We start from the raw sequence: 14,595 nt of genomic DNA, 5'->3' as shown, positions 1-14,595 counted from the left end.
TCAGTCGGCCTTGATGTTGGCGGCTTTGGCGAGATTTGCCCACTTGGGCGCTTCGGTGTGCACGAAGGCCCGGAACGCCTTGGCGTCCATGCCCGCGGGTTCCAGTCCCTGCCCGCGCAGTTGCTGGATCACCTCCGGTTGCTGCAGCGCCTTGAGCACCGCGCGCGACACCGTGTTGACGATCGCGTCGGGCGTGCCCGCCGGCGCGAGGAAGCCCTGGAAGCCGGTGGCGTCGATGCCCGGCAGGCCGGCTTCGGTGAAGGTCGGCACGTTCGGCAGCGTGGCCAGCCGCTTGCTTCCGGTGACGGCAAGCGCGCGCAGGCGGCCGCTCTGGACGAACGACTGCACCACGGGCGGCGCGTCGACCATGAACTGGACCTGCCCGCCCAGCACGTCGTTGAGCGCGGGCACGCTGGCCTTGTAAGGCACCATCAGCATGTCGACGCCGGCGCTGCGCTTGACCATCTCCATGGCGAAATGCTGCGACGAGCCGACGCCGGCCACGGCCGCGCTGATCTTGCCGCCGCTGGATTTGCTGTAGGCAATGAACTCCTTCAGGTCATGGGCGGGCACGCTGGGATTGACCACGGCGACCAGCTCGTTGGTGGTGGCGCGGGCCACCGGCACGAAGTCCTTCAGGGGATCATAGGAAAGCTGCTTGTAAATGGCCGGGTAGATGACGATGACGCCGGTATTGGCAAGCAGCAGCGTATAGCCGTCGGCCGGCTGCCGCGCGGCGTAGGATGCGCCGAGGATGCCGCCCGCGCCGGGCCGGTTGTCGATCACCACCGACACGCCCAGGTATTCGGACATCTTCGATTGCAGGGTGCGGGCGATGAAGTCGATGTTGCCGCCGGGCGCGAAGGGCACGACCAGCTTGATCGGCTTGTCGGGATACTGGGCCGCTGCCACGGTAGCCCACAACATGGCAATGCAGGCCAATAAACGCTTCATGAATGTCTCCGTATGGTTTTATAAGTCAGCAGGGAAAGTCTAGGTGCGGCCCCTCAGATTGTCAATAATCTAATCGATAATTCAGGGGCCGAGACGGACGCACCTTATGCGTCCTGCACGTCGCCCTAGGCGGCGTGCCGGTGGACGAACTTGGTGTTGAGGTATTCCCGCACGCCGATTTCGCCGCCCTCGCGGCCGAAGCCGCTTTGCTTGATGCCGCCGAACGGCGCCTCGGGCGTGGCCACCGCCGTGGTGTTCACGCCCACCATGCCGGACTCGAGCGCATCCGACACGCGCTCCGCGGCCTCTCCGGAGCGCGTGTAGAGATAGGCCGCCAGCCCGGCTTCGAGCGCGTTCGCGCGCGCCACGGCCTCGTCGGCGCCGGCGACCGGGACGATCGCCATCACGGGCGCGAACGGCTCTTCGTGGAGGATCTCGGCGTCGTCGGGCACATCGGCCAGCACGGTGGGCTCATAGAAATAGCCGCGCAGCAGCTCGGGCGGCCGCCGCCCGCCGCACAGCAGCCGCGCGCCCTTGGACAGCGCATCTTCCACCAGCCGCTCGGCGCGCGCGCGCTGCCGCCCGGTGGCAAGCGGGCCCATGTCGACGTTCTCCTGCTGGCCGTTGCCCACCCGCAGGCGGCGCGTGGCCGCCACCACCGCGGCCTCGAACGCCGCCAGCACCGGGCGCGCGACGAAGAAGCGGCTCGGCGACACGCATACCTGGCCCGCGTTGCGGAACTTGCCCTGCACCGCGGCGGCGGCCGCCACGGCGACATCGGCGTCCTCCAGCACGATGAAGGGAGCGTGCCCGCCCAGCTCCATCGTCAGGCGCTTGACGGTATCCGCGCTCTGGCGGATCAGCAGCTGCCCGACGCGGGTCGAGCCGGTGAAACTGATCTTGCGCACCGCGGGCGCGGCCATGAGCGGCGCGACGACGTCGTCCGGCGTGCCGATCAGCATGTTGACCGCCCCGGCGGGCAGGCCCGCGTCATGGCAGCACCGCACCAGCGCGGCCACGCTGCCGGGCGCCTCTTCCGCCGGCCGGACGATGACCGAGCAGCCCGCGCCCAGCGCCATGGCGAGCTTGCGCGCGGCCAGGTTGACCGGGAAGTTCCACGCCGTCAGCGCCAGCACGACACCCACCGGCTCGTAGCGTACCTCCAGCCGGCTGGCCGGCGTGCGCCCGGCCAGCACCATGCCGTACAGGCGCCGGGCCTCGTCGGCGCACCACTCGAAATGCTCGGCGGAGACCGCCACCTCGGCACGCGCCTCGGCCAGCGTCTTGCCGATCTCCAGGGACAGCACGCGGGCCATTTCCTCCTGGCGCTCGCGCATCAGGCGGGCGATCTCCCGCAGCACCTCGGAGCGCGCCCACGGCGCCGTCTTGCTCCAGCGCGCCAGGCCGCGCTGCGCGGCCCGCAGCGCGGCGCTGACTTCCGCCTCGCCGGCGCCGGCCACGGTCCCGAGCACCGTCTCGGTGGCCGGATCGATGACCGGAATGGCGGGGGCAAAGGGCGCCGCGGCAAAAACCTCGGCTCCGTCGATGAAATGTGTGGGTGTCTTGTACATGATGCCTCTCAGTGGATCGGGTGGAGCGAGGACGCAGCGTCCTGGCCGCGATTCTGAGACGCGCGAAACAGATTGTCAATAATCGTATTGATATTAATATGGAGGCAAGCAGCGCCCGCGCCGGCCAGGACCGCCGCCGCATTGACCACGCGCGGCGGCCCCGCGTAACCTCTGCCCGGGGCGCATGTAGAATTGCCGCGATCCACGCCCTGCGGGAAGGCGTGCGATGCGGCCGCGGCGCCGGGCGCCGCACCCTTGCCTGGCCTTGCCCGACTGGCAACGCCGCGCCCTGTCCCGTCTTACTTACGATCCACTCATGTCCGTTGCGCAAAACCGCCATATCGAATCCGCCAGCAAACCCTATGACGTTCCCGCCGCCGTGTGCGAACTGGAAGAGGACATCGTGCTCGGCAGGCTGCATCCGCGCGAACGGCTGATCGAAGACGACCTGATGCGCCGCTTCGACCTCAAGCGGCATGCCGCGCGCGAGACGCTCTCGGAGCTGGCGCGCCTCGGGCTGGTCGAGCGCCGCAAGAACATCGGCTGCGAGGTGCGCGCCTTCAGCGCGCGCGAAGTGGCCGAGCTGTACCAGTTGCGCGAGCTGCTCGAGAGCGAGGCCGCGCGCATCCTGCCCTGCCCTTTGCCCGAGGCGGACTTGCGGCATCTCGTCGAGATCCAGCGCGAGCACGACGCCGCCGTCGCGGCCAACGACCCGCGGGCGGTGTTCCGCACCAACCAGCGCTTCCACGAGACGCTGTTCGGCTTCTGCGAAAACGCCACGCTGCAGCGCGCCATCCAGGAATACGCGCGCCAGACGCACCCGATCCGCTTCAGCTCGCTGGTCGATCCCGCCTACCGCACGCGCGCCAGGGACGAGCACTGGGCCATCATCGAAGCGCTGCGCGAAGGCCGCCGCGACGATCTCGTCACGCTGTGCCGCAACCACCTCGCGCCGTCGCGCGACGCCTACCTCGCGCTGAACCGGCACCTGTTCGCCAGCGCCTGAGGCGCCGGCGCCACCTTGCCCGCCGCCGCGCCGTGCGCGGGCGCCAGCCGGCGCCCGGGCGCGACGTGTGCCGCGCGCCCGGGCGGCACCGGCCCCGCCGCTCTCTCCGCCGCACGATCTCCTCTCGACAAGCCCCGAGGTTCGTGCCAGAATCCGTCAATAGTATTATTGATAATTATCCGGAGAGCGTTCACCATGCCCCAGACTCCCAAGGACGGCACCGCCGTCGTCCTGCCGCGCGGCCTTCGCAAGGGCCTCACCAACTACGGTGACACCGGCTTCTCCCTGTTCCTGCGCAAGGCCTTCATCAAGGGCGCGGGCTACACCGACGAGGCGCTCGACCGCACCATCGTCGGCGTGGTCAACACCGGCAGCGGCTACAACCCGTGCCACGGCAACGCGCCGCAACTGATCGAGGCGGTCAAGCGCGGCGTGATGATGGCCGGCGGGCTGGCGATCGACTTCCCCACCATCTCCATCGCCGAGAGCTTTTCCGCGCCCACCAGCATGTACCTGCGCAACCTCATGTCGATGGACACCGAGGAAATGATCCGCGCGCAGCCGATGGACGCGGTCGTGCTGATCGGCGGCTGCGACAAGACCGTGCCGGCGCAACTGATGGGCGCGGCCTCGGCCAACATCCCCATGGTGCAGCTCATCACGGGCTCGATGCTGACCGGCGGGCATCGCGGCGAACGCGTGGGCGCATGCACCGACTGCCGCCGCTACTGGGGGCGCTTCCGCGCCCAGGAAATCGACGAGCAGGAAATCGCCGAGGTCAACGGCAAGCTGGTGGCCAGCGTCGGCACCTGCTCGGTGATGGGCACGGCCAGCACCATGGCCTGCCTGGGCGAGGCGCTCGGCATCGTCCTGCCGGGCGGCGCCTCGCCGCCGGCCGTCACGGCCGACCGCATCCGCATCGCCGAGCTGAGCGGCAAGCAGGCCGTCGAGATCGCGCGCGCGGGGCTCACGCCGGACCGCATCCTCACCGCCAAGGCGTTCGAGAACGCGCTGCGCGTGCTGCTCGCCATCGGCGGCTCGACCAACGGCATCATCCACCTGACCGCCATCGCCGGCCGCCTGGGGTTCGAGGTGGACCTCGACGCGTTCGACCGCATGAGCCGCGAGACGCCGGTGCTGGTCGACCTCAAGCCGTCCGGCCAGCATTACATGGAGGACCTGCATTTCGCCGGCGGCATGCCCGCGGTGCTGCGCGAGCTGCGCCCGCTGCTGCATCTCGACGCGCTGACGGTCACCGGCCGCACGCTCGGCGAGGAGATCGACGCGTTCCGGCCGTTTCCGCAGACGGTGGTGCGGCCCATCGCCGACCCGATCTACCCGGCCGGCGGCATCGCCTTCCTGCGCGGCAACCTCGCGCCCGGCGGCGCCATCATCAAGCAGTCCGCCGCCAACCCCGAGCTGATGGAGCATGAGGGCCGCGCCGTGGTGTTCGAGGATTCGGCGGACCTGGCCAGCCGCATCGACGACCCCGGGCTCGACGTGCATGCCAGCGACATCCTGGTGCTCAAGCACATCGGCCCGGCGGGCGCGCCCGGCATGCCCGAGGCCGGCTATCTGCCGATCCCCAAGAAGCTGGCCAGCGCCGGCGTCAAGGACATGGTGCGCATCTCCGACGGTCGCATGAGCGGCACCGCGGCGGGCACCATCGTGCTGCACGTCACGCCCGAGGCGGCGCTCGGCGGGCCGCTCGCGCTGGTGCGCAACGGCGACCGCATCCGCCTGAGCGTGTCGGCCCGCAGCATCGAGTTGCTGGTCTCGGACGAAGAACTCGCGCGCCGCCGCGACACCCTCGGGCAAACGGCGCCGGCCGCGCCCGCCGCCCCTCTGCGCGGCTACCGCAAGCTGTTCCTCGAGCAGATCACGCAGGCCGACAAGGGCTGCGATTTCGAGTTCCTGCGCGCCACCGAGATGGTCGGCCGCGTGCCGGGCCAGGCGGCCGATGGGGCGACTGCGGCGGATGCGCCGGACCGGCAATGACCCGGGCCACGCACGAATGAACGAGGCCGCGCCCGAGGCGCGGCCAGTCATGCCGGGCGCGACGACGGAACCCACGCGCCGCGCCGTGCGCGGCAGCGCTTGCCCGCCGGGCCGGCGCTACCGCAATGCCAGACGCAGCGGCTCTTGCCAGACCTCCGCTTCCAGCAACGGCGACAGATGTCCGTAGCGCCCATGCACGGTGGTGCGCACGATGGAAGCCGGATAGTGCGCGCCGGCCGCCGCTGCCGCGGCATCGGCGCCGGGGGGAAACAATACGTCGGACGTACAGCGCAGCCAGTGGACCGGCATGGGCGCGGCCGCCAGCGCCGCGCTCGCGTCGAAGCGGCGGGCGGCATCGCGCAGGGCCGCCAGCGACCACGGCGAGAAGCGCGCGGCCCAGGCTTCGGCCTCGCCCTGCAGGCGGGCTTCCACGGCGGTCATGTCGTGCGGCTGGCGGTCGGCAAGCCACGCGGCGTAACCGTAGCGCTGCAAGGTCGCGCGCCGCATGGCGACCCAGGCTTCGCGCGCGGCTGGCACGCCCGCGTCGAGCGCGGCGGCGAGCTGGCGCAGCTGGGCCACATCCTGCGCGGTGCCGTTGCCGCGCGGCGCCGAGGCCAGCACCACCACCCGCGCCGCCGGCACGGGTCCGGCCACCGCCCACTGGAACGCCTGGTATCCGCCATAGGAAAAGCCGAGCACGGCATCCACGCGCGCCACGCCGAGCGAGCGCAGCCACAGCCCCTGCAGGCGGACCGTGTCCGCGATGGAAACCGGCGGGAAATCCGCGGCAGACGTGGCAGACGTGGCGGGAGAATCGGCCGGGCCGCTGCTGCCGAAGCAGGAGCCCAGTGCGTTGGGCACCAGCACGCAGGTCTGCCGCGTGTCGAGCAGCGCGTCCGGACCCAGCCAGGCGCTGGCCCAGCCGGCATCGGGATGCGCCGGTCCGCTGGCGGGCGCAAGCGCCTGATGGCTGCCTGAAATGCCGTGCAGCAGCACCACCACCGAACGCGCGTGGGCGGGCTCCGGCCCGTAGCGCGACCACGCCAGGCGCACCGGCGACAGCGTGCCGCCGCCGTCCAGCGGCAGGCCGTCGAACGTGGCAATACCCGCCGCGCTGGCAACGGATGGCATCGGGGATGGCGTCGGGGATGGCGTCAGGAATGGCGTCTGGCTGGCGGACTCGCTCATGGACATGGGAGATTCATGGACATGGGAACTGCCGGCGCGGCCGCCTGCCCGTCACGGTGATGCGACAGATGGCGTGGCGCATGGCGGCGGGCAGCTCCCGCGTGGTGGATTTGTGCATCACGCGGCGATTGTCCCACAGCATGGCATCGCCCGCCGGCCGCCCGGTCGTTCAGTTGATGCGGTACCGCTTGACCATGTCCCAGTCCAGCTCGATGCCGAAGCCCGGGCCTTGCGGGATCGCCATGATGCCGTCCTTGATGCGCGGCGGGTTGGCCCACATGCCCGGGAAGATGGGATCGCGGTCCGGGTCGGGGAAGCACTCCACGCAGATGCCGTGCGGCAGCGCGCCCAGCATGTGCGAGGCGATCTGCGGCTCCTCGTGGTGCGCCATGCGCACGCCGGCCAGCGCGCAGGCGGCCGCCGCGCGGCGCCATTCGGTGATGCCGCCGCCCTCGGAAGCATCGAAGTTGACGATGTCCACCGCGCCGGCGTCGAGCAGGCGGCGCACGCCCGCCGCGCTGACCTCGCTCTGGCCAGCGTTGATGGGAATCGAGGTGGCGCGCCGCACCTCGGCCATGCCGCGCACGTCGTCGTGCCAGTGGCACGGCTCCTCGAACCAGGCGATGTCGTAGCGCTCGACGAGGCGGGCAAAGCGCGTTGCCTCCTCCACGCTCCAGCCGCGGTTGGCGTCCACCGCCAGCAGGAAGTCGTCGCCGCCGCCTTCGCGCGCGTACTTCACGCGCTCGGCGTCCTCCTCGGGCGTCGCCCCGCCCACCTTGACCTTGCAGCCGGCCATGCCCACCGAGCGCAGCCACGCCATCTCGCCGGCAAGGTCGGCCGGCGTCTTGCCGGGCAGGTAGTAGCCGGCGATGGCGATGATGGGCAGCTCCTGGCGGTAGCCGCCCATCAGCCGGCACACATTGATGCCGAGCGCCTTGCCGGCCAGGTCCCACACCGCCGAGTCGACGCAGGCGATGGCGTTCATCACCAGCGGCCGGTCGGCCGCGCGGATGGTCAGGCGGAACAGCTTTTCCCAGATGCGCTCGCACGCATGCACCGATTCGCCGACCAGCAGCGGCGCCATGTCCTGCTCGATCATGCGGGCGATCTCGGGGCCGTGCTCGCGCGGGTCGCCGTTGTAGACCTCGCTGACCAGCCCCGAGCTGGTATGGATGCGGGTGATCACCGTGGCGCGGCTGTCGACCTTGTACGAGCTGCCGGAGAACACCTTGTTGAGCGGGATGCGGACGGCAATCGCCTCTACGCGTTCGATCTTCATCGTTGGAATTCCTGTGGTCCTGGATATGTCTTCGTTGGTCTTTTCAGGGAGCGGGCGCGTGGCAAGGCTCAGTCGATCGTCGCGCCCGAGCGCTTGACGATGGCGGACCACTTGACGCTCTCGGACTGGATGTACGCGCCCAGCGCCTCGGGCGTCGAGCCCACCGGCACGATGCCGTCGAACATGAAGCGCTTGCGCAGGTCCGAGCTCTTGATCAGCTCGGCAACCTCCGCGCTGAGCTTGTCGACGATGGGCCGCGGCGTGCCGCGCGGCGCCAGCAGCGCGTACCACACGTTGGACTCGTAGCCGGGCACGCCGGCCTCGGCGATGGTGGGCACGTCGGGCATGGAGGCCGCGCGCTGCGCGGTGGACACGGCCAGCACGCGCAGCTTGCCGGCCTTGATCTGCTGCGAGGCCACGCCGTAGCTGGCGAACATGGCGCTGACCTGCCCGGCCAGCAAGGCCGGCATGGCCGGCCCCGTGCCCTTGAACGGCACGTGCACGAGATCGAGCCCGGCCATCGACTTGAGCAGCTCCATCGACAGGTGCGGTCCGCTGCCGTTGCCGGACGAGCCATAGGTGTACTTGCCCGGGTTCGCCTTGACCAGCTTGATGAATTCGGCCAGCGTCCTGGCCGGCACGGACGGATGCACGACCAGGAAGTAAGGCGCCGAGGCCAGCAGCGAGACCGGCTCGAAGTCCTTGACCGGGTCATACGGCAGGTGGCGGTACAGGCTCTGGTTGACCGCGAGCTGCGAGGTCAGCGCGAGCGCCAGCGTGTAGCCGTCCGGATCGGACTTGGCCACCAGGTCCATGCCGATATTGCCGTTGGCGCCGCCGCGGTTGTCGACGATGATGCGCTGGCCCATGTGCTCCGACATGTACAGCGTCAGCGGGCGCGCCACGGTATCGCCGCCCCCGCCCACCGGATAAGGCACCACCAGCCGCACGGGGCGGTTCGGGTAGGTGTCGGCCTGCGCGGGGGCCGCCAGCGCGGCGCCCATGCACAGCAGCGCCAGCGCGGCCATGCGTTCCAGTATCCTGCCAATCCGGTTCATGGTTTTGTCTCCTGTCTGTTTGTCGTGTGTTTGTTGTGCGTGGCCCTGGCGCGCGGGCGCCGTCAGTCCAGCCAGCCGCTGGCCCGGGTCTCGGCCAGGAAGCGCTCGACGATGCGCGGCGCCAGGCCGACATAGGTAGCCGGGTCGAGCAGCGCCTTCAGCGCGGCCGGCTCGAGCGCGGCGCGGATGGCCGGGTCGCCGGACAGTGCCTGCTCGAAGGTCATGCCGCCCTCCATGCCCCGCATGGCGGCGGCGTAGACCAGTTCGTGCGCGCTCTGCTTGCCGACCTTGTCGGCCAGCGCGAACATCACGCGCTCGGACATCAGGAAGCCGCCCAGCAGGTCGAGGTTGGCGCGCATGCGCGCCGCATTCACGGTGAGGCCGGACAGCGCGTACTGCATCATCTGCAGCATCGCCGCGGCCATCATGCAGGCCTCCGGCACCGCCTTCCACTCCATGCGCACCGCGGCCACGTCGCGCTCGTGCTCGGCCATCTGGGCGTCGTGCATCATCGCCACGCTGTAGCGGATGGCGCGGCTGAGCGTGACCACGGTTTCCACCACGGCCGGGTTGCGCTTGTGCGGCATGGTGGAGGAGCCCACCTTGCCCTCGCTGAACGGCTCGGCCAGCTCGCCGGTCTCGTCGCCCTCGAGGTTCATGATCTCGTTGGCGATCTTGCCCAGCGTGGCGCCGGCCAGGCCGAGGACGCTCACGTACTCGCCCAGGCGGTCGCGCGCGGGCTGCCAGCTGATCGGCGCCACGCCCAGCCCGAGGCGCGCCATCACGCGCGTTTCCAGTTCCCCGGCCTGCTCCCCGAACGAAGCCTGCGTGCCGACCGCGCCCACCATCTGGCCGACGAAGGTGCGCTGCTCCAGCGCGCGCATGCGCTCGTGGTGGCGGCCGAGCTCCGACAGCCAGATCGCGCACTTGTGGCCGAAGGTGATCGGCAAGGCCTGCACGCCGTGCGTGCGCCCGGCCATCGGCGTGTGCTTGTGCTCGTCGGCCAGCCGGTACAGCTCGCGCGCCACCGCCGCGAGGTCGCGCATCAGGATGGCGTGGGCCTGCCGCACCTGGAGCATCAGGCCGGTGTCGTAGACGTCCTGCGAGGTCGGGCCGAAATGCACGAACTCGCCCAGGCCGCCCGCGCACTGCCGCTGCAGCGCGCGCACCGCCGGCACCAGCGGGTGCTTCACGCGGCGCGTCTCGGCGGCCAGCGCGGGCAGGTCGATGTCCGCCACGCGCGCCTTGGCGGCGATCTCGGCGGCGGCCGCCGCGGGAATGATGCCGAGCTCCGCCTGCGCGGCCGCCAGCGCGGCTTCGAAGTCGAACCACTTCTGCACGCGGTTCTCTTCCGAGAACACCGCGCGCATTTCATCGGTACTCCACATGTGCTGCTGGAGCGGCTGGTCGAACACGCTGCTTGTCATAGCGGGAAGCCTTTGTCTCCTCGATCGGTGAGGCCATTCTGGGCTTCCGGCTTCTTTCTGTAAAATGACATGTTCGTAGACAATCATTACCGGAATGGCATGATATGACCCTCCAGCAATTGCGCTGCCTGCAGGCGGTCATCGCCAGCCAGCTCAGCATCTCGCGCGCCGCCGATGCGCTGCACACCACCCAGCCGGCGGTCAGCAAGCTGATCCGCTCGCTGGAAAACGAGATCGGCGTGGAGCTGTTCGTGCGCCGGGGCAACCGGCTGGTGAGCCTGACCGACGCCGGCCAGGAAGCGCAGGCGCTGTCGCGCCGCGTGCTCAACGACACGCGCGCGCTGGCGGGGCTGGCCGGCGCGGGCCAGGGCGGCGGCAGCGGCACGCTGCGCGTGGGCACCACCCACATCCATGCGCGCTACGGGCTGCCGGACGTGATCCGCCGCTTCAGCAAGGCCTATCCCGCGGTCGGCCTGGAACTGCTGCAGGGACACCCCGCGCAGATCCTGCAGTGGGTCAGCGACAACGCCGTGGACCTGGGCATCTCCACGCTGCCGGACAGCACGCCGGAAGGCATCGTCGCGCAGCCGGCCTACCCCATCCCGCGCTGCCTGATCGTGCCGCGCCGCCATCCGCTGCTCAAGCTCGCGCGCGTGAGCGTGGAGGACATCGCGCGCTATCCGCTCGTGACCTATGACGAGCACTTCAACTCGGGATGGATGGTCACGCGCGAATTCCAGCGCCGGGGCCTGTCGCCGCGCGTGGTGGTGCGCGCCACCGATGCCAACGTGATCAAGGCCTACGTGGCCGCCGGCCTCGGCGTGGCGGTGGTGCAGCAGATGGCGGTGGAGCCGCGGCGCGACACCGACCTCGCCGTGATCGACACCGGCGACCTGTTCCCGCCGTCGATGGCCTCGGTCAGCCTGCGCGCGGACCAGTACGTGCGCGGCTACATGCAGGACTTCATCGACATGATCGCCGCGGGCGGGCCGCGCTGAAGCTCCCGCGGCCGCCATCGCCCGCAGCTCCCGCCGCGCCGCCCTGGCGCGCTCCCGAATCCCCCGCGCTTGCCCGCCGGCCGCCGCCGCGCCCGGCCTGCGGGCCGCGCGCGGGCGGCGCCGTTGAAATACCACTCGTGCGGGGGGATTTTAGGTGCATGTGCTTTCTACACGAATACTATAAAACTAGAGTCTGTTTGAAATACAGTTTTTTGCAGACCGGATTATTCAATCTCCAACAGTATCAGCCTTGCATTTAAAAAGGCCCGCCGCAATTCGACGCAGTTGAACCAGGGGGGAGACGCAGATGCAATTCAAAGTGCTTTTGGCTTTAGCTGTTTTCACGGCAGCGACCGCGCTGGGGGGATGCGGCGGGGGCGGCGACGGCCCGGCCGGCCCGGCCGACACAATCGCCTCGCCCACGCCAGCTCCGACACCGGCGCCCGTCGCCGACAACCCCGCCAACCCCGCCAACCCGCCCGCCACGCCGACCCCTGGCGGCTCCGACGCCCAGGCGCACACGCTGGTGCTGGCCGGCATCGACGGCCTGACCGAAGGCTCGCACGGCAGCACGTGGCGCACCTACTTCCTCGACGCGACCCGCGGCGGCCTCGGCGACGGCGGCCCGGGCTACATCGGCTTCGGCGACTCCGCCACGGTCAGGACCGCCGACCTGCAGCGCTTTCGCATCCGCGACGCCATGGGACGGCTCTCGCTCGACGGGCGCGGCCTCGCGGTCGCCGCGGGCACCGGCAGCGCCGCCTTCTCGCTGACGCCGCCCAGCCTGTGGTCGAGCGCGCGGCTGTTCTATCTCAGGCAGCCGGGCGGCGGCTCGATGCAATGCCAGGCCACCGCCGCCGACGCCGCCAGCCAGGCCGTGCAGACCGATGCCGCCGCCAACACGCTGGCGTGGATCGACCTGGCCTACCAGCCGGCCGCCGGCGGCGGCGGCACAGGCGTGGGCTGCAGCCAGATCACCGGCAAGGTGACGGTCTTCGGGACCCTGTTCTCGCTGGGCAGCGCCGGCATCCAGCTCAGCAACCTGGGCCGGCGCGGCGAGTGGCTGGCCTCGGTGGCGGCGCAGGACAGCGACATGCGCCGGCAATGGTTCGCCGCGCTCAAGCCGGCCGCCTACCTGCTCAACGGCGGCCTGAACGACCGCGACGCCCGCACCCCGCAGCAGCACGAGTCCGACCTGCTCGCCATCGTCCAGGACATCGTGGCGGCCAGCCCGGCCACCCGCATCCTGATCGTGCAGGCCAACGAGACCCGCGACTGGTACACCTCCGCGCTGGCCGCCTTCGCGCCCCGCAAGCAAAGCGTCGCCACCCGGACCGGCGCGGCATACGTCGATCTGCGCAGCCTGCTCGGATCGTTCCCACTGGCCACGGCCAGCGGCTACATGGCGGACGACTACCACCCCAGCGACGCGGGCAACCGGCTGATCGGCCCTTACCTGGCGGACCAGCTTGGCCTGCGGTCGCTGCTGCCCGACCCCGGACCCACGGCATTTCCCTCTTTGGCCACGCCGTAACCTTGCCAGGAGCCCACCATCGGTGGGCTCCTTTCACAAAGGACGCCGGGCCGGCACGGCCGGCGGTCCGCGAATGCCGTAGACCCGCAAATGCCTGTACCCAGGCTCTCCGAGGGAACGCATGAAAAACTCGACCGTGTTCACGAGCCAGGAACTAGACGCCTACTTTTCCTCCTACGTGGGGATGGAAGGCGGCAACCCCGGGGCTGCCGTCTGGTTCTGCGACAGCAGCCCGCAGCGCTGGACCGAGCCCCTGTCCGCCCCCCTGCTGCCGCGCCCGGTGCCGCACGCCTGGGACGCGGCCTTCCGCGCCGCGCACCGCGACAACATGGCCAGGTGGCTGAGCTACCAGCGCATCGCGCGCATCATGGCCGCCGCGCGGGCCGAGGTGCTGGGCCGGCGCCTGAGCGACACCGACTGGAAGCCGTACTTCGAGCAGGAGCTGTTCAGCCCCGACGGGGCCGAGTTCAAGCTCAACCTGTTCCCCGTGCCGGACCAGCTCGACGGCGTCACCAGGTGGTCGGCGATGTTCCGCGGCCAGCCCGCCCTGCTGCCCAAGGAGCGCTACCTGGACCTGTGCCGCCTCGGCGGCCGCTTCCGCTTCCTGGCCCGGATATGCGCCTGCTGGCAGCCCAAGGTGGTGGTCTGCTTCGGCCAGCGCCATGCGCAGGATTTCATCCGCGCGTTCGGGCTCGGCAAGGCGGTGGCCGAGGAGTGGCGGCTGCAGCCGGCCGACCAGGTCATGTCCCTGCGCGTGCTGCGCGGCAACGGCACCACCTGGATCATCTGCCCCGCGCTGGCGGGCGCCAACGGCCTGAATTCGGACGTGCTGCTGAACGCCTTCGGCAAGCTGCTGGCCGCCAGCCTGGCGCCGGCCGACTTCGGCGCCGCCCGCGGCGATCCGCTGGATGCCGCGCTGGGCGGCGCGCTGGACGCGCGCGCGCCGCAGTGGACCCCGCCCAAGGACGCCGGCGGCCACCGCTGCACGTGACCGCCGGCGGCAGCGCCTACAGCAGGGGCTGCGGCCCCTCGTCGTAGACCCTGGCGGCGGGCGCGCCCGCGCGCACCAGGTAGATGCTGTGCAGGGCCACCCGCTTGGTGGTGTAGCTCGTCGCGCTCGCGCAGATCACCTCATGGCTCGGCGCCCGGTATGTCCAGCGCCAGAAGCCGTGATCGTCCCTGTAGAGGACGAAGTACATGATCCCCTCCCGTTCATGACAAGACGCCGCTTGCCGTGCGCCTGCCGGCGCGCGGCATGCCTCATTGAGGCGCGCCGGAAATAAATGGATTGCCATTTATGAAATCACCGGCTTAGTGCATATTCCCCTGCCCTTGCCGGCCCCCTTTTCAGCGAACTCTCCGCGACCTTTGAGCGGCCTTATTGCCCCGCTATTTCTCCATTATTTACCTAAAAACAACTTAGTAGCTTGGTGGGGTATTTTCCATTCTCCCCGCATGGCAGCCGGACACCATGTATCCATATTAAGCGTTGGACGCCATATCGCCACTCTTTTGAAACAGAACGAGCGCCGCGCACCCCGGCCGTTGGGATGGCCGGCCATCCTGAAATGCCTGCGCAACG

12 protein-coding genes are annotated in these 14,595 nt (G+C 70.1%); 5 read left to right on the top strand and 7 right to left on the bottom strand.

Annotated elements, in window-relative coordinates:
• Positions 1 to 954, bottom strand: coding sequence for a Bug family tripartite tricarboxylate transporter substrate binding protein (locus tag ACKI2N_RS25235; protein WP_420991531.1), 954 nt, complete (start codon positions 952 to 954; stop codon positions 1 to 3).
• Between the two features lie 125 nt (positions 955 to 1,079).
• The gene (locus ACKI2N_RS25230; protein ID WP_420991530.1) at positions 1,080 to 2,525 is read right to left on the bottom strand and encodes an NAD-dependent succinate-semialdehyde dehydrogenase; all 1,446 of its coding nucleotides are present in this window, start codon (positions 2,523 to 2,525) and stop codon (positions 1,080 to 1,082) included.
• Positions 2,526 to 2,841: 316 nt separating this feature from the next.
• On the opposite strand from ACKI2N_RS25230, the gene ACKI2N_RS25225 reads away from it, so the two are divergent.
• Both ACKI2N_RS25225 and ACKI2N_RS25220 read left to right on the top strand, forming a co-directional pair.
• Positions 2,842 to 3,531, top strand: coding sequence for a GntR family transcriptional regulator (locus ACKI2N_RS25225; protein ID WP_420991529.1), 690 nt, complete (start codon positions 2,842 to 2,844; stop codon positions 3,529 to 3,531).
• Positions 3,532 to 3,726: 195 nt separating this feature from the next.
• Entirely contained in the window at positions 3,727 to 5,529 is a 1,803-nt protein-coding gene (locus ACKI2N_RS25220; RefSeq protein WP_420991527.1) for an IlvD/Edd family dehydratase, read from the top strand.
• Between the two features lie 117 nt (positions 5,530 to 5,646).
• Here the strand turns inward: ACKI2N_RS25220 and ACKI2N_RS25215 are convergent, their stop codons facing one another.
• From ACKI2N_RS25215 to purB, 4 genes are all read right to left on the bottom strand, one after another.
• Complete coding sequence (locus ACKI2N_RS25215; protein WP_420991526.1) at positions 5,647 to 6,660, bottom strand: alpha/beta fold hydrolase; 1,014 nt, start codon at positions 6,658 to 6,660, stop codon at positions 5,647 to 5,649.
• Between the two features lie 226 nt (positions 6,661 to 6,886).
• On the bottom strand, positions 6,887 to 7,996 hold the full coding sequence (locus tag ACKI2N_RS25210; RefSeq protein ID WP_420991525.1) for a mandelate racemase/muconate lactonizing enzyme family protein: 1,110 nt from the start codon (positions 7,994 to 7,996) through the stop codon (positions 6,887 to 6,889).
• Between the two features lie 68 nt (positions 7,997 to 8,064).
• Complete coding sequence (locus ACKI2N_RS25205) at positions 8,065 to 9,054, bottom strand: Bug family tripartite tricarboxylate transporter substrate binding protein (RefSeq protein ID WP_420991524.1); 990 nt, start codon at positions 9,052 to 9,054, stop codon at positions 8,065 to 8,067.
• Positions 9,055 to 9,116: 62 nt separating this feature from the next.
• Entirely contained in the window at positions 9,117 to 10,481 is a 1,365-nt protein-coding gene (gene purB / locus ACKI2N_RS25200; RefSeq protein WP_420991523.1) for an adenylosuccinate lyase, read from the bottom strand.
• 104 nt (positions 10,482 to 10,585) lie between these two features.
• Between purB and ACKI2N_RS25195 the strand changes: the two genes are divergently transcribed.
• The 3 genes from ACKI2N_RS25195 to ACKI2N_RS25185 all read left to right on the top strand — a co-directional run bounded on the left by ACKI2N_RS25195 (position 10,586) and on the right by ACKI2N_RS25185 (position 14,004).
• The gene (locus ACKI2N_RS25195; protein WP_420991522.1) at positions 10,586 to 11,479 is read left to right on the top strand and encodes a LysR substrate-binding domain-containing protein; all 894 of its coding nucleotides are present in this window, start codon (positions 10,586 to 10,588) and stop codon (positions 11,477 to 11,479) included.
• Positions 11,480 to 11,786: 307 nt separating this feature from the next.
• A complete protein-coding gene (locus ACKI2N_RS25190; protein ID WP_420991521.1) occupies positions 11,787 to 13,013 on the top strand; it encodes an SGNH/GDSL hydrolase family protein in 1,227 nt (408 codons plus the stop codon).
• A 121-nt stretch (positions 13,014 to 13,134) separates the two neighbouring features.
• Positions 13,135 to 14,004 carry a transcriptional regulator gene (locus tag ACKI2N_RS25185; RefSeq protein ID WP_420991519.1) on the top strand — a complete coding sequence of 290 codons (870 nt, stop codon included), beginning with the start codon at positions 13,135 to 13,137 and terminating at the stop codon, positions 14,002 to 14,004.
• A 16-nt stretch (positions 14,005 to 14,020) separates the two neighbouring features.
• On the opposite strand, the gene ACKI2N_RS25180 is transcribed toward ACKI2N_RS25185, so the two are convergent.
• Complete coding sequence (locus tag ACKI2N_RS25180) at positions 14,021 to 14,212, bottom strand: YegP family protein (protein WP_420991518.1); 192 nt, start codon at positions 14,210 to 14,212, stop codon at positions 14,021 to 14,023.
• Positions 14,213 to 14,595 lie beyond the last annotated feature (383 nt).

This window comes from Cupriavidus sp. 30B13, assembly GCF_049059565.2.
Lineage (GTDB): Bacteria > Pseudomonadota > Gammaproteobacteria > Burkholderiales > Burkholderiaceae > Cupriavidus.
Note: the sequence above shows the minus strand (reverse complement) of the source record. Positions and strands in the feature narration are given on the sequence as shown.